This window comes from Acinetobacter sp. YH12039 (assembly GCF_013420015.1).
GTDB classification, from domain to species: Bacteria; Pseudomonadota; Gammaproteobacteria; order Pseudomonadales; family Moraxellaceae; genus Acinetobacter; species Acinetobacter amyesii.
The window spans coordinates 146775-164649 of record NZ_VOZA01000001.1 but is presented as its reverse complement, the minus strand read 5'-3'; the positions used below and the strand labels follow the sequence as shown (position 1 = coordinate 164649).

Here is a 17875-nt window from a genome sequence, read left to right as displayed (position 1 = left end):
GACCTCAATAGTTTAAATCTGATTGTCTTAAGCAATTTTTGTGCACAAATGTATGCACTTTATCGACTATTAATCGATAAATTCAGCACCGCCCATATATGGACGAAGTACTGCTGGAATTTCAATTGAACCGTCTGCACGTTGATAGTTTTCCATCACGGCAAGTAAAGTACGGCCAACGGCCAAACCTGAGCCATTCAGCGTGTGCACAAACTCAGTTTTCTTTTGGTCAGCACGGTAACGCGCTTTCATGCGGCGTGCTTGGAAGTCACCCATGCATGAGCAAGATGAAATTTCACGGTAGGTATTTTGACTTGGTACCCAAACTTCTAAATCATACGTTTTGATTGCGCCAAAGCCCATGTCGCCGCCACAAAGTACGACTTTACGGTACGGTAAACCAAGTGCTTGCAAGATTCCTTCTGCATGGCCTGTTAACTGTTCCAATGCTTCCATTGAAGTTTCAGGTTTTACAATTTGAACCATTTCAACTTTGTCAAATTGATGCTGACGAATTAAGCCACGCGTATCGCGACCATACGAACCCGCTTCACTACGGAAACATGGCGTATGCGCTGCATATTTTAATGGCAAACGTTCTGGGTCAATGATTTCATCACGCACGAAGTTGGTTACAGGCACTTCTGCAGTCGGGATCAAGTAGTATTCTTTTTCGCCTTGAAGTTTAAATAAATCTTCTTCAAATTTAGGCAATTGACCCGTACCACGTAAAGAGTCTGCATTGACCAAATACGGTACATACGCTTCGGTATAGCCATTTTCCAAGGTATGTGTATTTAACATAAATTGGGTAATTGCACGTTGTAAACGCGCCAATGGGCCTTTGAGTACGCTAAAACGAGTACCTGTCAATTTAGTTGCGGTTTCAAATTCTAAACCACCCATCATTTCACCAAGATCAGTATGGTCTTTGACTTCAAAATCAAACTGACGTGGTGTACCCCATTTTAGAACTTCAACATTGTCATTTTCGTCTTTACCTTCAGGCACAGACTCATGAGGTAAATTTGGAATCGATAAAGATTTGGCTTCGAGTTCAGCCTGAAGGTCAGAAAGTGCGAGTTCTGCCGCTTTAATTTCATCACCAATGGCAGACATACGTGCCATGATTTCAGATGCATCACCGCCAGCTTTTTTAATTTGACCAACTTGTTTTGCACCAGCATTACGTTCAGCTTGTAACGACTCAGTTTTAGACTGAATTTCCTTACGGCGAGCTTCAAGGTCTGCCCACTCTGCTACGTTGAGTTGAACACCACGTTTTGCTAAGGCTAAGTTTACAGCCTCAATATTATTTCTGAGTAATTTCGGGTCGATCATAGCCAATCTTAAGTAAAGAAAAAAACTGGCTATAGTGTAAGCTCTTAACACTCAAAAATACAGTGACCGAGCTTACAGCTGCCCCTTATTAGACCAATAATCTTGCTGCAAATTGTCTTATTTGGTTTCGTAATTTGGCAAACTTGGTAAATATTCAGGTTTAAATAGCCCTTTAGCCATAAAATATGGAAGTTTTAGCTCAGGCATGCCCTCTGCGTAGCTCGCCAATTCATACAGCGGATAAGCAAATACGATCCCGTTCGCGCCATAATAAAAATTATCGCTTAACTGTAGTTTTGAACGTTCAATATCATGACTATCTAACCACATATAGTTGGCATCAAATAATGCGCTAATCACTTTCGCATCTGCACCTTTGACTAAGACATCTTGTAAAGCCAAACGTTTTTTGGCTTTTAAATCAAAATTGACATATTCGACATGAGACATGCCGTGAGCAGCATGCGCTGCATAGGTATAGCTTTCGATCGCAAAAGTTGCAATATGCCCCCACTGACTAATGTATCGAACAGAAGTGGTACTTTGACTTAAGCCTGCATCCGTCTTGTCCGATAAATCAATTTTTTGATTCGGCTCAGTTGAAAATGCAATCGGATCTGCCTTTTTAATTCGGTCAGTAAAATATTGATTAATCCAATCAACATTGGTTTCAACCGTTTGAATCGTATATTGGGTACAACCTTCCGCATCGCAAGCTTGTGCTTTCGGCAATTGCATCGCAACAGATTTCGATTGAATAAGTGGAATCGCATCAGCGACGACCGCTGGCTTCTGTTCCGTCGTTGCACCTTCAACAGGTTCATTTCGAGGATGACAGGCCGTTAATGACCCAATTAAAACCACAGCTGAAACAGCCCAAGCTATATTATTCATATGATTTTTTTTCATCCCAAAATTCCCTATAGCAACAGTCAAAACCACAAGTCACTTCATTTAAGCAACCTGCGAATATCAGCATACTACTAAATTTCACTTAAATTCAGCTTGCTGGCTTTACATTTCTCCATAAAAAAAGCAGACCGATGTCTGCTTTTTTTCGTTCATGACAATTATTGATCAATAATGTCCGTACCTTTTGGAGGTACAAAGTTAAAGGTTGACGCTGGAATAGACGCATTCACCTTCACATTATTGAAACGTACATTTGTTGTTTGACCTAATGAGTCTTGGAGAATCATTAAGGTTGGTGCATTTTTCGCACCAAAACTAATGGTTAAGCTTTGAAATACGCCATCATCACTTTTTGGATATAAGGTGTAATAAGTTTTTGTCTTATTTGGCTGTGTAATACGATAAGACTTCATGATTTGAGCCGTATTACCTGACAATAATAATGCAGGTGTATTCGCAACTTGGTCATCTAAGCTTTGGCGTACCGCTTGTTGTAGGTCTGGATCATATATCCAAACTGTTTTACCTGTGGTCGCAATGGTTTGCTTAGATGGGCTGGTTGTTTCCCAATAGAATTTACCCGGGCGCTGAACTTTCATGACCCCAGTAAAAGTTTGGTTCATATGCTGCGCACTTAAACCTTTCTTTTGAGTTGCTTTGGGGTTAGTCACTTTTGTAGTTTGCTGAAAGTTAGCTGTAAAACTTTTAATACCCGATAATTGTTTCACCAAATTGGCAGTTGCCTGCTGCTCCGACGCTGCAACTGGTGCCGCGAATACTGTCGTACTCATAACCGGTGCCAGTGTCGCTGCACCTAATGCCATAGCACAGATGGTTTTACGAAGCATTTTCATAGATTCACCTTTTATATTTGCATCAACGCAATTTGTTAGATGGCTCCATCTTAAACCACTTTCATTGACTAAATTTAGAGAAAATAAGAAGTTTTGTATGGTTATTAATGCAAATTGCTGTTTTTTATTCATCATGATGGAGAAATATAAAGTAAAAAGGCACTTGATTTGACTCAAATGCCTTTCAAATAATTAAACCATGATTTAGCAATTTCAACATTCCAATTTTCAGTTATTTCCATTGCCACCCAATAGCAGCTCCTGCACCAAAGTCACTTTCAGAGTTCCCTGTTGCAGCCAATTTATAGACATATTTATTGCTCTCAGTTACTCCACTAAAACCTACTGCATACCCATACCTACACTGAACATGTTATATCCAGCATCTGTGGGTTGAGGTAAGGAGGCGATTGCAATACTTGAAGCAACAGCACCGTAAACATTATCTTTAAATTTATTGAAATTATGGTTCAATTCATTCACACGTTGATTGGTATAACTATTAGCTTGCTTGAGTACATTTGCCCCATGCTGATCTGTATATGCTTTTGAACTATTTAACACTTCTAGATCTGCTTGACGCATTTGTTTCACGTTTACCGCATCGGTGTCTGCCGTACCAGCTGCCACATGGATAATTTGCCGCTCTGCACCAGCCGAGCCAACGGAAACCGTATTATTGCGGTCAGAGCTTGAACCATTGCCAAGTACAACAGCATTATTTGCAGAGGTGTTGATATTGTTACCAACCACATAGGTATTATTACCAGTGACTGTATTATTGGTACCTAATGCACCAGATCCATCACCACTGACTGTATTGTTTACACCGAGGGCAATAGACTGATTACCATCAGCTTTGTTACCTGCACCGACTGCAATCGCATCTTGTCCATTCGCAGTTGGTTTAGGTGCTGTATTGGCAACGTTTGATTGTATTTTAATGTACGGATCTGTTCCTTTTAAGCTCAATAACCAGTTCACTTCAGTACCTACAAATCCATTTTTTATCGTAAGTTCATATGCACTGAAACCATTTTCACCAGTTAGTCCTTGTGCGCCAACTGCACCACGTAGACTTTCTGACCATTGGTCTTCATTGCCTTCATAACCATTGCTCACCGCAACTTGATAAGCACCTGCACCATCTAGACCATTGCTGCCATTCAGACCGTTCAACCCATCCTTACCATCGATGCCGTCTCGGCCATTGAGTCCATCGACACCATCTTTGCCGTCAATTCCATCTCGGCCATTGAGTCCATCGACACCATCTTTTCCGTCAATTCCGTCACGGCCATTGAGTCCATCGACACCATCTTTGCCGTCTACACCATCCACGCCATCTTTGCCGTCCACACCATCCACGCCATCTTTGCCATCAGCGCCAGGTAAACCTTGATGCCCACCATGAGGTTTTCCTCCTCCCTCATGCCCATAACCATTGCCATTCCCATGACTTGTGTGTCCTTTTCCGCCCGAATGTTGATGTGAATCATTACAACCACTCGAACAGGTTGAACCACCTGAGGTATGTCCTCCTGAACCACCAGCCCATGTAATTGAACCTAGAGAAAGTAAAATACTCACAGCAAGTAATTTTGGTACAGCTTTAATAGCGATTGAAGTTATTTCACCAAGTTGTAGTGTCTTTTAAAATGCAATTTGTTGGCTTTTATCAGGACAATTCCTTTTCTGATAGTCAGCACCGATAAAAACTGTATTCAATATTTTATTCATGTCCTTATCCTTTTTTGTATTTGTACTCCTCTATTACGCTCTTTATATTTTGTGATTTAAATCACTATTTATGGTGATTTATTGATTTATACACTATTTGTAACAATCTAAAAAATACCTCATATTTTATTCAGACGAAAAAAAACCCGCAAAAATGCGGGTTTTTTTTCTATTAAAGCTTACGCTTCAACAGATACGTAGCGACGACCGAATTGGCCTTTCACTTCGAATTTCACAACGCCGTCAGCGGTTGCAAATAAAGTATGGTCACGGCCCATACCTACATTTACACCAGCGTGGAATTCAGTACCACGTTGACGAACGATGATGTTACCAGCAGTCACAGATTGACCGCCGTAGATTTTAACACCCAACATTTTTGGGTTCGAGTCACGACCGTTTTTAGTCGAACCACCGGCTTTTTTAGTTGCCATGTCTACTTACTCCTCGTAATTAGCCTGAAATAGCTGTAATTTTCAACTCAGTGAACCATTGACGGTGACCTTGTTGTTTACGATAGTGTTTACGACGACGCATTTTGATGATGCGGATTTTGTCGTGACGACCATGGCTAACTACTTCAGCAGTTACTTTAGCGCCAGCTACTACTGGTGCACCAATTTGAATGCTGTCACCGTTAACAAGCATCAACACGTCATCAAAAGTAACAGTTGAGCCAGTTTCAGCTTTCAATAATTCTACTTTAAGGGTTTCACCCTCAACTACACGGTGTTGTTTACCACCGCTTTGGATTACTGCGTACATTTAAGTACTCCAAACATGCCCGTGTTGTCGTGCCGGTAAAGGGATATACCGATCTTAAAACGATCGTCACTGGGGTTTCGCAAAGGCAAAGATTTTAAGGGATAACCCGAAAAACAACAAGTCATTTCCGTAAAATATTAGATGAGTATGCGTTTATTATATAAACAGCGTCATTAAAACCATTAAAATGAGTGCTCTATTTCACTTATCATGCTTTTGGCAAGGTTTGACATAGATTTTTAGCAACAATTCGCTAATATACTCTGGACTGACATCAACAACATGCTGTTCAAACAACATGCTAAAGATAAAAGTCTGTTAAAAAATAAGTACAATACTTCCGCTTGATGAAAAAAATCACTTAAGATTAAGTCAATTGAGTAAGTTCTTATCTGTTATTCATATAACAAATTGCTACACTACGTCTGTAATTCAAAAATTATTGAGGTTTCTCTTCATATGACCATCGACTTTAAGCAAGATATTCTCGCGCCTGTTGCCACTGACTTTGCTGCGATGGACAAATTTATTAATGAAGGGATCACATCTAAAGTTGCCTTGGTCATGGCAGTCAGTAAACATGTGGTTGAAGCAGGCGGTAAACGCATGCGTCCAATTATGTGCTTACTTGCAGCAAAAGCTTGTGGTGCAGAAGATTTAGAAAAACACCGTAAACTTGCAGCAATTATTGAAATGCTACATACCGCAACCTTGGTACATGACGACGTAGTAGATGAATCGGGTTTACGCCGTGGTCGCCCAACCGCAAATGCGACATGGAATAATCAAACTGCCGTACTTGTGGGTGATTTTCTAATTTCTCGTGCTTTTGATTTATTGGTGGATCTAGACAGCAAGGTATTACTCAAAGACTTTTCAACGGGTACCTGTGAAATTGCTGAAGGTGAAGTTTTACAACTTCAATCACAGCACCAACCCGAAACCACAGAACAAACTTATTTAGATATTATTCACGGTAAAACTTCGCGTTTATTTGAGCTCGCTACCGAAGGTGCCGCGATTTTGACGGGTACACCAGAGTACCGTGAACCGCTTAGAAAATTTGCCGGACACTTTGGAAATGCCTTTCAAATTATTGACGATATTTTAGATTACACCTCAGATGCTGAAACATTAGGTAAAAATATTGGTGATGATTTGATGGAAGGTAAACCAACTTTACCTTTAATCTCTGCCTTAAAGAATACCACTGGCGAAGAACATGACATTATTCGCCGCAGTATTGCCACAGGTGGTACGGCAGATTTAGAGCGTGTAATTCAGATTGTACAAAGCTCTGGGGCTCTTGATTATTGTAGCCAACGTGCGACTGAAGAAACTGAAGCAGCACTAGCCGCTTTAGCAGCACTACCAGATACTGAATATCGTCAAGCTTTAATCAACCTCGCAAACTTGGCATTACACCGAATTCAATAATTAACAATATTCATCGTAATTCCCCTTGCCTATGCATATAAAACTGAATGATATCTTTTTGACCATGCAGCAACAGCTCGATACCCCTCGGGCTGTGCTGGATGAAAACTTGCTGATCGAATTGGTCAACCGAATTCGACCAGAAGATACAAAAAATACCGACGAAATTAAGAAAAAATTTCAGGCTTTCATCCAAGCTTTACTCATCACGCCAGATGCAGCCTCTACCCTGCAAAGCTTTGTTCTAAAACTCATTAGCCGATATAAACAAACCAGTTTATATGCGGACACGGGTATTTTGTCTCTCGATGGTTTTTGGGGACAACTGTTCCAACGTCTTGGCGCACATTTTCTTCCCCTGATCAATGACGAAACTCAACTACAAGATTTAGTCCGTCGAGTTTTTTATCGTCATAACGACAAATATTGGCTCGACAGTATTGATGATCAGCAATGGATGCAGCTCTTTCGATTGTTTAACCAAGGTCATAGCAATCAGGAAGAAAAAAAGAAAATTCGCCGTGAATTAATTAAGGCCATTACCGTTTTGTCTTATCGGGTGAGTGGTATTGGCTTATATCCTGAATTTATTAATGCGCAGCCTGAACTGACCGAATATGAATCGCCTTTTTTGGTGCAAAACCGTGAAATAAACGATTTTATTCAACAGTATAAAAAGCTCCATCAAAGTGCTGAAGAAATGAGTGCCGTGCTACCGCCGGATGCTTCTCAAGCGTTGGTGATGCTGGAACAATGTCGTGATGTGGTCCTGAAGATTCGCCGTGCGACCAAACGTATTGGTGTAAGTGTCAGTCTGACTTACTTATTATCACTTTTAGAACAGTGTTTAGATCGCTTAGAAATCTTACTCAACCTGATTGTTGAAGAAGATGACGTCCGCTATGTGTCTATGGGCAGTTTACTCAGTGATGTGACTTCAGCGATTTATAGCGAGCGTAGCGTGCGCGATTTACTTGCCACCAATAGTGAATTGGTTGCCCTACAAGTCACCGAAAATGCAAGTAAAACTGGCGAACACTATGTAAGTACGGACAAACAAAGCTTTATGAGCATGTACCGATCTGCGTCAGGTGCCGGTGTGATCATTGCATGTATGGCAACTTTAAAAGTGCTGATGGCCCGTGTCACCATGGCACCGCTCATGCAAGCCATTTCATATAGTCTGAACTACTCTTTCGGCTTTATGCTGATTCATGTCTTACATTTTACTGTTGCCACTAAACAGCCTGCGATGACAGCTGCCGCCCTTGCCTCGACGGTTCAGCATCGTAAAGGCTCGAAAATGGCGCAGATTGCCGAGCTTGCCGCGCTGATTATTAACATCATTCGAACCCAGTTTATTGCAATCTTAGGCAACATCAGTATTGCGATTCCAGTTGCAGCATTGATCGCATTAAGTTGGGACATGGCTTTACATGAGCCATTAATGAATCATGCAAAAGCAGCTAAAACCTTACACGACCTCAATCCATTTACCTCACTGGCTGTGCCACATGCTGCGATAGCTGGAGTATGTTTGTTTTTATCAGGTTTGCTTGCTGGGTACTTTGACAACATGGCGATTTATCGCAAAGTTGGACCTCGGATTCAAGCACATCCAAAGTTAAAACGCATCATGGGTCAAGAGAGACTGGATAAGCTTGCCGCTTACATTGAGCGAAACTTAGGTGCTTTAGCAGGTAACTTCTTATTCGGGATCATGCTGGGCAGTATGGGAACGATTGGATTTATTTTTGGTTTACCTTTAGATATTCGCCATATTGCCTTCGCCTCGGCCAACTTCATTCAAGGCCTCATCAATATTAATGGTTCACCAGACATTGGCTTAATCATTGTGTCATTCTTAGGGGTTATTCTGATCGGTCTGACTAACTTATTCGTCAGTTTCACGTTAACCATTATTGTGGCACTACGGGCACGTCGCGTAAGATTTGAACAATGGAAACCACTGGCTAAACTGGTGATGACTCATTTTCTAACGCGACCAAGTGATTTTTTCTGGCCACCGAAAACCCCACTTGAAGTAGAAGATGGCACACAAGCCAGTAAGAACAATCATTAGCAGATTTGTGTTTTATTTTAGTAAGATGTAAATGAACACAAAAAATAAAATCAGTATGATTTACACATACTTGAAATAAAGTGTACTGATGAGTACACTTTAGTCCATTAATTAACCGAGCTCAAACCGGTTAAAATGACAAGGAATAAAATATGCCACGAACGCTACTGTTTGTTGGTTTTTTTGCATTAATTATCAGTGTGTTGTCGCTTTATCCTACCTATTTAAATCTATTAGATTTAAATATCGTGGAATGGATGAGTCAGCACCGTATTGCTGTCTTTAATCAAATTGCCATCGGACTTTCCGCGCTAGGCGGCATGCCTTTTGTATTATTTTTCACCACGCTATGGTGTTTACACTTTGCGTGGTATAAAAAATATACAGAGATTGTTTTTATCAGTATAGGGATCTTTGGAAGTATCGGCCTTGCATGGTTGCTTAAATTTACGTTCACCAGACCGCGTCCCCCAGAAATGTACTATCTTGTAGCGTCTTACGGGAGTTCATTCCCAAGCGCACACAGTTGTTATGCTGCATCGCTTGCGTGTCTTATGATCTTGATTTACCGACAACATGCTCAACATCGCTTGATCACCATTTTGGCATTGTTATGGATGCTGTGTATGGGTGTTTCGCGAGTATATGTTGGGGTTCATTTTCCGACAGATGTCTTATCCGGTTGGAGCATAAGTTTTATTTGGATCGCGCTACTTTATTTGAGTTACATCAAAATCAGTAAAGCGTAAACAAATGAATAATTTAGATAAATATCTAATTGAGGTGGAACAATGATGTCTGCAAAGCTTTGGGCTCCCGCCCTGACTGCTTGCGCATTGGCAACAAGTATTGCACTTGTTGGTTGTAGCAAAGATCCTAAAGATGCACAGCAAGCTGCTGCTGCACAGCAAATGCCACCAACTGAAGTCGGTGTCATTGTTGCCCAACCGCAAAGCGTTGAACAATCTGTTGAACTTTCCGGCCGTACATCTGCCTATGAAATTTCAGAAGTACGTCCACAAACCAGTGGTGTAGTACTGAAACGTCTATTTGCAGAAGGCAGTTATGTTCGCGAAGGACAAGCCTTGTACGAGATCGACTCGCGTACAAACCGTGCTTCAGCTGACAGTGCTCGTGCTGCTTTAACACGTCAACAAGCAAACCTAAACGTGTTACGTGTTAAAGAAGGTCGTTACCGTCAGCTTGTTGGCTCAAATGCGATTTCTAAACAAGAATACGACGATATTGTTGCTCAAGTTAAACTGGCTGAAGCAGATGTTGCTGCATCTCAGGCAGAACTTAAAAATGCAGAAATTAACTTAGGTTACTCAACTGTACGTGCGCCAATTTCAGGTCAAACTAACCGTTCAACAGTGACAGCGGGTGCTTTAGTTACTGCATCTCAGGCTGATCCATTAGTCACAATTCAACGTCTTGATCCAATGTACGTTGACATTAACCAATCAAGTGCTGAACTTCTTCGTCTACGCCAACAGTTAAGCAAAGGCAACTTAGACAGCAGTAATAACACCAAAGTGAAATTACGTCTTGAAGATGGTAGCGAATACCCAATTGAAGGTCGTCTTGCATTCTCTGATGCAAGTGTGAACCCTGATACAGGTACGGTTACCCTTCGTGCTGTGTTCTCTAACCCGAACCATTTATTGCTTCCGGGTATGTTTGCCAATGCTCGCATCGTTCAGGGTGTGATTCCAAACGCTTACCTCATTCCACAAGCTGCTATTACACGTACCCCTACAGGTCAAGCAATGGCAATGATTGTGAATGCAAAAGGTGCTGTTGAATCTCGCCCTGTAACCACTGTTGGTACACAAGGTTCGAATTGGATCGTGACTCAAGGCTTGAATACTGGCGATAAAGTGATTGTTGACGGTATTGCGAAAGTTAAGCCAGAGCAACAAGTTGTAGCCAAACCGTATCAACCTCAGGCTGCTGCACCTCAAGGTGCTCAACAACCTGCTGCAGCAAAGCCAGATGCTAAAGTTGCAGAACAAGCAGCACCTAAATCTGAACAAAAAGCTACTTCAAACGCATAGGGAGTAGACTGAATGGCTCAATTCTTTATTCATCGCCCCATTTTTGCGTGGGTGATTGCATTGGTGATTATGTTGGCGGGTGTACTCACGCTATCTAATATGCCAATTGCACAGTATCCGACCATTGCGCCGCCAACGGTTTCAATCTCTGCGACTTACCCTGGTGCGTCTGCAGAAACAGTTGAAAACACCGTAACCCAAATCATTGAACAACAAATGAATGGTTTGGATGGCTTACGTTATATTTCGTCAAACAGTGCGGGTAACGGTCAAGCATCTATTACATTGAACTTTGAACAAGGGATCGATCCAGATATCGCCCAAGTTCAAGTCCAAAACAAACTCCAGTCTGCGACAGCGCTATTACCTGAAGATGTACAGCGTCAAGGTGTAAAAGTCACCAAATCTGGCGCAAGCTTCCTACAAGTTGTAGCATTCCACTCACCGTCGGGCAAGTTGACTGCGGACGACATTAAGGACTATGTAAACTCGAATATTTCTGAACCTCTCAGCCGTGTGGCAGGTGTAGGTGAAGTCCAAGTATTCGGTGGTTCTTATGCGATGCGTATTTGGCTAGATCCAGCCAAAATGGCAAACCTGAAAGTTACACCGAGTGATGTGGCTGCGGCTATCCGTACACAGAATGCTCAGGTTGCTGTTGGTCAGTTAGGTGGTGCGCCTGCAACTGAAGGTCAAGTACTGAACGCGACAGTTACAGCACAAAGTTTGTTGCAAACACCAGAGCAGTTTAAAAACATTTTCCTGCGTAACAGTAGTGATGGTGCTCAGGTACGTTTAGGTGATGTTGCACGTGTTGAATTAGGTGCTGACAACTATCAGTTCGACTCTAAGTTCAACAACAAACCTGCTGGTGGTGTAGCGATCAAACTAGCAACTGGTGCAAACGCATTAGACACAGCCGAAGCTGTTGAAGCACGTTTAAAAGAACTACGTCCAAACTACCCTGAAGGTTTAAAAGACACGCTTGCATTTGATACGACTCCATTCATTAAGTTATCGATTGAAAGTGTTGTACATACCCTTGTAGAAGCCGTGATTCTTGTATTCTTTGTGATGTTCTTATTCTTACAGAACTGGCGCGCAACGATTATTCCGACATTGGCTGTACCTGTAGTGGTATTGGGTACTTTTGCTGTCATTAACATGTTTGGTTTCTCGATCAACACACTCACCATGTTCGCGATGGTACTGGCGATTGGTCTCCTCGTGGATGATGCTATTGTTGTCGTAGAGAACGTTGAACGTGTCATGGTTGAAGATCATCTTGACCCAGTGACTGCAACTGAAATCTCAATGAAACAGATCTCGGGTGCCTTAATCGGTATTACCTCTGTGTTAACCGCTGTATTCGTGCCGATGGCATTCTTCGGTGGTACGACAGGTGTAATTTATCGTCAGTTCTCAATCACGCTGGTAACAGCAATGATTCTGTCATTGATTGTAGCATTGACCTTTACCCCTGCCCTATGTGCGACCATGTTGAAACAACATGATCCAAACAAACCTGAAAGCAACAATATCTTTGCCCGTTTCTTCCGTTGGTTTAACAGCTCTTTTGATAAAGTTGCGCATAAATACCAAGGCGGCGTGAACTTCATGACACACCACAAGATTTTCTCTGGTGTGATTTATGCAGTTGTAATCGGGTTATTAGTGCTTTTATTCCAAAAGTTACCTTCATCATTCTTACCTGAAGAAGACCAAGGTGTTGTAATGACACTGGTACAGTTACCACCGAATGCCTCACTTGAGCGTACGGATAAAACTGTCACTGCAATGACCGATTACTTCCTGAAAAACGAAGAAAAATATGTCGATTCTGTATTCAGTGTTGCCGGTTTCTCGTTCACAGGTGTAGGTCAAAACGCAGGTCTTGCATTCATCAAGTTAAAAGATTGGGAAGACCGTACATCACCTGAATCTCAAGTGGGTGCGATTATTCAACGTGGTATGGCATTGAACATGATCGTGAAGGATGCTTCATACATCATGCCAATCCAATTACCAGCAATGCCTGAATTGGGTGTAACTGCCGGCTTCAACTTGCAGTTAAAAGCTTCTGCAGGTCAAACCCATCAACAACTTATCGATGCCCGTAATATGGTGCTCGGTATGGCTGCTCAAGATAAACGCCTCATGGGTGTTCGTCCTAACGGTCAAGAAGATACGCCACAGTACAAAATCACGATTGACCAAGCTCAAGCCGGTGCTATGGGTGTCAGCATTGCTGAAATCAATACCACAATGGGTATGGCATGGGGTGGTTCTTACATCAATGACTTCGTTGACCGTGGTCGTGTGAAGAAAGTCTATGTACAAGGTGAAGCTGCGGCACGTATGATGCCTGAAGACCTGAGCCAGTGGTATGTCCGTAACAACCAAGGCACAATGGTTCCATTCTCGACCTTCGCTACTGGTGAATGGACTTATGGTTCACCACGTCTTGAACGTTATAACGGTATCGCATCTGTGAACATTCAAGGTTCACCGGGTGTGGGTGTAAGTTCGGGCGACGCGATGAAAGCGATGGAAGAAATTGTACAAAAACTTCCTTCGATGGGCGTTCAAGGCTTTGACTATGAATGGACTGGTTTATCTCTAGAAGAACGTGAGTCTGGCGCACAAGCACCATTCCTATACGCACTTTCATTGTTAATCGTCTTTCTATGTCTTGCTGCCTTGTATGAAAGCTGGTCTATTCCGTTCTCAGTATTACTGGTTGTACCATTAGGTGTATTGGGTGCGTTATTACTGACTTTCCTTGGAATGGTGTTCTTCAAAAATCCAAACTTGGCGAATAACATTTACTTCCAGGTGGCTATTATTGCCGTCATTGGTTTGTCCGCGAAGAATGCGATCTTGATCGTAGAATTTGCCAAAGAACTTCAAGAAAAAGGTGAAGATCTGTTTGACGCAACTTTGCATGCCGCTAAAATGCGTCTACGTCCAATTATCATGACCACTTTAGCCTTTGGTTTTGGTGTACTTCCGCTTGCGCTTTCTTCGGGTGCAGGTGCAGGTAGTCAGCACTCTGTAGGTTATGGTGTATTGGGTGGCGTAATCAGTTCTACCCTACTTGGTATCTTCTTTATTCCTGTATTCTACGTATGGATCCGAAGTATCTTTAAGTACAAACCAAAACAACAAAATAATCAGGAGCATTTATCGTGATGCAAAATGTATGGTCTATTGCAGGTCGTAGCATTGCGGTTTCTTCACTTGCGCTTGCTTTGGCTGCCTGCCAAAGCATGCGTGGTCCAGAGCCGGTTGTTCAGACCAATATCCCCGAAAGCTACACAGCAAGTGCTTCTGGTACTTCTGTTGCTGAGCAAGGATATAAAGATTTCTTTGCTGACCAACGTCTGGTACAAGTTCTTGACTTAGCTTTAGCCAATAACCGTGACCTACGTACGGCTGCTTTAAATATTGAACGTGCACAGCAACAGTATCAAATCACTGCCAATGGTCAATTACCAACCATTGGTGCAAGTGGTAGCGTACTTCGTCAAGACACGTTGAATACGCAAAAGCCTGTAACTTCTTACAATGTCGGTTTAGGTGTCACTGCTTATGAACTTGATTTTTGGGGTCGTGTACGTAGCTTAAAAGACAATGCCTTAGATAGTTACCTTGCAACTGCAAGTGCCCGTGATGCGACACAAATTGCGTTGATCGGTCAAGTGGCTCAAGCATGGTTAAACTATGCATACGCTAACTCAAACTTGAAGCTTGCGGATCAAACCTTAAAGGCTCAGCTTGAATCTTACAACCTCAACAAAAAGCGTTTTGATGTCGGTATTGACAGTGAAGTTCCTGTTCGTCAGGCTCAAATTTCTGTAGAAACTGCACGTAATGATGTTGCGAATTACAAGACTCAAATTGCTCAAGCGCAAAATTTATTGAACCTATTAGTGGGTCAACAAGTACCTGCGAACTTGCTGCCGAACCAACGTGTCAATCGAATTACTTCGACCAATACTATTGGTTCAGGTATTCCAAGTGATTTGTTGAACAACCGTCCAGATGTACGTGCAGCTGAATACAAACTGTCTGCTGCTGGTGCGAACATTGGTGCAGCTAAAGCACGTCTGTTCCCTACTATTAGTCTGACAGGTTCTGCGGGTTATGCTTCAACGGACTTAGGTGATCTATTTAAATCAGGCAACTTTGTATGGTCTGCTGGCCCTAGCCTTGATATTCCAATCTTCGATTGGGGTACACGTCAGGCAAATATTAAAGTTTCTGAAACTGACCAGAAAATTGCATTGTCTGATTATGAAAAATCAGTTCAGTCAGCTTTCCGTGAAGTAAATGATGCGCTTGCAGTTCGCCAAAACATTGGTGACCGTATTGCAGCACAGCGCCGTTTAGTTGATGCAACCAATACAACCTACAAACTGTCAAATGCCCGCTTCCGTGCTGGTATTGATAGCTACTTAACTGTACTTGATGCGCAGCGTGCATCTTATGCAGCTGAGCAAGGTTTGTTGTTGCTTGAACAAGCAAATCTCAACAATCAAGTTGAATTGTATAAAACACTTGGTGGTGGTATCAAAGCCAACACTTCTGATGCTGTGCAATACCAACCTTCTACTGCCGAACGTAAAGCAGCATCAAAACAATAATTTGATTTAGCCTAGCCAGTTATATTTGAAAAGCTCACTTCGGTGGGCTTTTTCATTTTTAGATCGGAGCTACAAAATAAAAATGAAGATATTGCTTTTTGCTGAAGAGTTTCCTATCTTCAATTCACCTTTTTATATTGATAACTAAAAATGCTTTTAAGTAATCTTGAATCTGTTCCGGGTCATACCATTACACAACAACTTGATGTCGTTTATGGCAGTACTGTCCGCAGTAAACATGTTGGTCGTGACTTTATGGCTGGCCTAAAAAATATCGTGGGTGGTGAACTCAAAGGTTATACAGAACTACTCGAAGAATCCCGTCAAGAAGCTATGAGCCGTATGATTGATAAAGCACGTGCCTTAGGCGCGAATGCAGTCGTCGGCATCCGTTTTTCAACCTCAAATATTGCTCAAGGCGCCTCTGAATTATTTGTATATGGCACGGCAGTTCGCGTAGAAGCCAACTCAGCAAAACTACCAGACCCATTTCCAACTCAGGACTAAGTCATGGATGCCTTTATTTTTAAAGTCCTGATCTTTGTGGTGCTCTTTTGTATTGGTTGGGGCTTCGGTCGCCATATCGAACAAAAGCATCTCAAAGAACTCGAAGCTCAAGAAAAACGTTTATCGCATATTCAAATAGACAACAACCGTTTTAAAACTACTGAACATTTCGGACAACTGATTTCAAGTAATGTAGTGATTTCACATGATTATTTTAAATATGTGATTGCCAATATTCAGAACTTCTTTGGCGGACGTTTAACCAGTTATGAAAGCATTGTCGATCGGGCACGTCGTGAAGCCGTGGTGCGTTTAAAGCAAGAAGCTGAAAAGATGGGCGCAACGCAAATTATGGGCCTGCGTTTAAGCACCACTGAGTTGGGTATGCAAGGCGGCATGGTCGAAGTCTTTGCGTATGGAACAGCAATTCAAAAGAGAGACATCTGATCTCTCTACTTCTCCCCAATTCATTTTTACTATTTAATTTACTTTACACAATGTGTTTTCAAACTCTTCATAACTCACATTTTCATTGCGACAAACTTTAAAGCAAACTTCATTAAATTTCTTTTCATCAATATTTGGATCATGATAACTAAATGCAACATCTCCAGCATAAGCACGTGCCAGATCTTGCACCACAATGTCAGCTTTACATCCATATAAAGTTGGACATGCCTCTAATGTTCCTTCGTAATACTCTTTACACTGAGTCGGTTCGACATCCACCTTATTGGGTTTTTGCATCGACACATTTAAACCATTTTCATTCATTAAAAGAAAATATTGAAGTTTTCTAAATGGTTTTAAGTCAATCTCGAGTCCCGAATGATTGATACGAGCCAATTGATCTTTGTAAGAATTATGATCATCTGAGATTAACTCTGCATTACCAGCTTTATCGATTTTGATAAAGCTATAGTTGACAGGCATATATGCGCCACTCCCCTTATGTGCAATCACTTCGATCAAATGATCTTTCGCAATAAATGCGCCCGTAAATACAGTCGATTCAACACTGGTCAGCAACTTACCTTTCACTAAAACACAATATCCAAAACATTGATCTTTGAATCTAGCCTGATCGCCTTTAAAATCATCAACAGGATGAAATTCAGCTCGCCATTTAAAATCACCAATTTTATTCGAGCTATAAGGTAATTTATCAACATCTGAATCTTGAGGATTTTGACTGTAATACTCAGACTTCAATAATCCTTTTTCATCAAACAGTGCTTCGATCGGTAACCACCCCTCATTTGGTTCTCGCATAACAACTTCTGCACTCGCCGCTTCAACATTAGGTTCAATCTCAACAGATTCAGTAACTGGTTCTGATACAGTTCCTATTTCTTTTTCAGGCTTTTCGAGTGTTGAGTTGTGCTCAATTTTTTGAGTTTTCTGTTTAAAATAAAAATAAGCCACTGTACCGATTGCGCCAATGATTGCGCACAAAATGATGGCTATTCCCCATTTGTTAAAATTATTCTTTTTCATTTCTTATAATCTCGATACTCATTAAAAAAGTCACTG

16 protein-coding genes are annotated in these 17875 nt (G+C 41.7%); 8 read left to right on the top strand and 8 right to left on the bottom strand.

Annotated features, from left to right (window positions below; all coding sequences use genetic code 11):
* Positions 1-69: 69 nt before the first annotated feature.
* The 7 genes from serS to rplU form a co-directional block, all read right to left on the bottom strand.
* A complete protein-coding gene (gene serS / locus FTT98_RS00775; protein WP_168378122.1) occupies positions 70-1341 on the bottom strand; it encodes a serine--tRNA ligase in 1272 nt (423 codons plus the stop codon).
* Positions 1342-1458: 117 nt separating this feature from the next.
* Positions 1459-2250: an RsiV family protein gene (locus tag FTT98_RS00770; protein ID WP_180039534.1), complete on the bottom strand. Its 792-nt coding sequence runs from the start codon at positions 2248-2250 to the stop codon at positions 1459-1461.
* Positions 2251-2411: 161 nt separating this feature from the next.
* Positions 2412-3107 carry an outer membrane lipoprotein chaperone LolA gene (lolA, locus tag FTT98_RS00765; RefSeq protein WP_180011509.1) on the bottom strand — a complete coding sequence of 232 codons (696 nt, stop codon included), beginning with the start codon at positions 3105-3107 and terminating at the stop codon, positions 2412-2414.
* Positions 3108-3339: 232 nt separating this feature from the next.
* Entirely contained in the window at positions 3340-3408 is a 69-nt protein-coding gene (locus FTT98_RS18020; RefSeq protein ID WP_373685108.1) for a hypothetical protein, read from the bottom strand.
* A 41-nt stretch (positions 3409-3449) separates the two neighbouring features.
* A complete protein-coding gene (locus FTT98_RS18300; RefSeq protein ID WP_373685106.1) occupies positions 3450-4697 on the bottom strand; it encodes a hypothetical protein in 1248 nt (415 codons plus the stop codon).
* 329 nt (positions 4698-5026) lie between these two features.
* Positions 5027-5281: a 50S ribosomal protein L27 gene (rpmA, locus tag FTT98_RS00750; protein ID WP_067764378.1), complete on the bottom strand. Its 255-nt coding sequence runs from the start codon at positions 5279-5281 to the stop codon at positions 5027-5029.
* 19 nt (positions 5282-5300) lie between these two features.
* The gene (gene rplU, locus FTT98_RS00745; protein WP_078191390.1) at positions 5301-5612 is read right to left on the bottom strand and encodes a 50S ribosomal protein L21; all 312 of its coding nucleotides are present in this window, start codon (positions 5610-5612) and stop codon (positions 5301-5303) included.
* Between the two features lie 459 nt (positions 5613-6071).
* Between rplU and sdsA the strand changes: the two genes are divergently transcribed.
* The 8 genes from sdsA (at position 6072) to FTT98_RS00705 (ending at position 16789) form a co-directional block, all read left to right on the top strand.
* A complete protein-coding gene (gene sdsA, locus FTT98_RS00740) occupies positions 6072-7049 on the top strand; it encodes an All-trans-nonaprenyl-diphosphate synthase (protein WP_078191391.1) in 978 nt (325 codons plus the stop codon).
* 31 nt (positions 7050-7080) lie between these two features.
* Positions 7081-9132, top strand: coding sequence for a site-specific recombinase (locus FTT98_RS00735; protein ID WP_180039583.1), 2052 nt, complete (start codon positions 7081-7083; stop codon positions 9130-9132).
* 152 nt (positions 9133-9284) lie between these two features.
* Complete coding sequence (locus FTT98_RS00730) at positions 9285-9881, top strand: phosphatase PAP2 family protein (protein ID WP_180039532.1); 597 nt, start codon at positions 9285-9287, stop codon at positions 9879-9881.
* Between the two features lie 42 nt (positions 9882-9923).
* The gene (locus tag FTT98_RS00725) at positions 9924-11189 is read left to right on the top strand and encodes an efflux RND transporter periplasmic adaptor subunit (protein WP_180039530.1); all 1266 of its coding nucleotides are present in this window, start codon (positions 9924-9926) and stop codon (positions 11187-11189) included.
* A gap of 12 nt (positions 11190-11201) precedes the next feature.
* Entirely contained in the window at positions 11202-14381 is a 3180-nt protein-coding gene (locus FTT98_RS00720) for an efflux RND transporter permease subunit (RefSeq protein WP_180005072.1), read from the top strand.
* A complete protein-coding gene (adeK, locus tag FTT98_RS00715; RefSeq protein WP_180165697.1) occupies positions 14381-15835 on the top strand; it encodes a multidrug efflux RND transporter AdeIJK outer membrane channel subunit AdeK in 1455 nt (484 codons plus the stop codon). Before FTT98_RS00720 ends, adeK begins: the two co-directional genes overlap by 1 nt.
* A gap of 150 nt (positions 15836-15985) precedes the next feature.
* Entirely contained in the window at positions 15986-16342 is a 357-nt protein-coding gene (locus FTT98_RS00710) for a YbjQ family protein (protein WP_078192212.1), read from the top strand.
* A 3-nt stretch (positions 16343-16345) separates the two neighbouring features.
* Complete coding sequence (locus FTT98_RS00705) at positions 16346-16789, top strand: YbjQ family protein (protein WP_180039528.1); 444 nt, start codon at positions 16346-16348, stop codon at positions 16787-16789.
* A gap of 33 nt (positions 16790-16822) precedes the next feature.
* On the opposite strand, the gene FTT98_RS00700 is transcribed toward FTT98_RS00705, so the two are convergent.
* A complete protein-coding gene (locus FTT98_RS00700; RefSeq protein WP_180039527.1) occupies positions 16823-17839 on the bottom strand; it encodes a hypothetical protein in 1017 nt (338 codons plus the stop codon).
* Between the last annotated feature and the right edge of the window lie 36 nt (positions 17840-17875).

What these genes read in the sequence shown, in the direction of transcription:
- FTT98_RS00705 (WP_180039528.1), top strand. Translation starts at nt 16,346, where the DNA reads ATGGATGCCTTTATTTTTAAAGTCCTGATCTTTGTGGTGCTCTTTTGT.
- FTT98_RS00770 (WP_180039534.1), bottom strand. Translation starts at nt 2,250, where the DNA reads ATGAAAAAAAATCATATGAATAATATAGCTTGGGCTGTTTCAGCTGTG.
- FTT98_RS00725 (WP_180039530.1), top strand. Translation starts at nt 9,924, where the DNA reads ATGATGTCTGCAAAGCTTTGGGCTCCCGCCCTGACTGCTTGCGCATTG.
- FTT98_RS00735 (WP_180039583.1), top strand. Translation starts at nt 7,081, where the DNA reads ATGCATATAAAACTGAATGATATCTTTTTGACCATGCAGCAACAGCTC.
- rplU (WP_078191390.1), bottom strand. Translation starts at nt 5,612, where the DNA reads ATGTACGCAGTAATCCAAAGCGGTGGTAAACAACACCGTGTAGTTGAG.
- FTT98_RS00720 (WP_180005072.1), top strand. Translation starts at nt 11,202, where the DNA reads ATGGCTCAATTCTTTATTCATCGCCCCATTTTTGCGTGGGTGATTGCA.
- adeK (WP_180165697.1), top strand. Translation starts at nt 14,381, where the DNA reads ATGCAAAATGTATGGTCTATTGCAGGTCGTAGCATTGCGGTTTCTTCA.
- FTT98_RS00730 (WP_180039532.1), top strand. Translation starts at nt 9,285, where the DNA reads ATGCCACGAACGCTACTGTTTGTTGGTTTTTTTGCATTAATTATCAGT.
- serS (WP_168378122.1), bottom strand. Translation starts at nt 1,341, where the DNA reads ATGATCGACCCGAAATTACTCAGAAATAATATTGAGGCTGTAAACTTA.
- sdsA (WP_078191391.1), top strand. Translation starts at nt 6,072, where the DNA reads ATGACCATCGACTTTAAGCAAGATATTCTCGCGCCTGTTGCCACTGAC.
- rpmA (WP_067764378.1), bottom strand. Translation starts at nt 5,281, where the DNA reads ATGGCAACTAAAAAAGCCGGTGGTTCGACTAAAAACGGTCGTGACTCG.
- lolA (WP_180011509.1), bottom strand. Translation starts at nt 3,107, where the DNA reads ATGAAAATGCTTCGTAAAACCATCTGTGCTATGGCATTAGGTGCAGCG.
- FTT98_RS00710 (WP_078192212.1), top strand. Translation starts at nt 15,986, where the DNA reads ATGCTTTTAAGTAATCTTGAATCTGTTCCGGGTCATACCATTACACAA.
- FTT98_RS00700 (WP_180039527.1), bottom strand. Translation starts at nt 17,839, where the DNA reads ATGAAAAAGAATAATTTTAACAAATGGGGAATAGCCATCATTTTGTGC.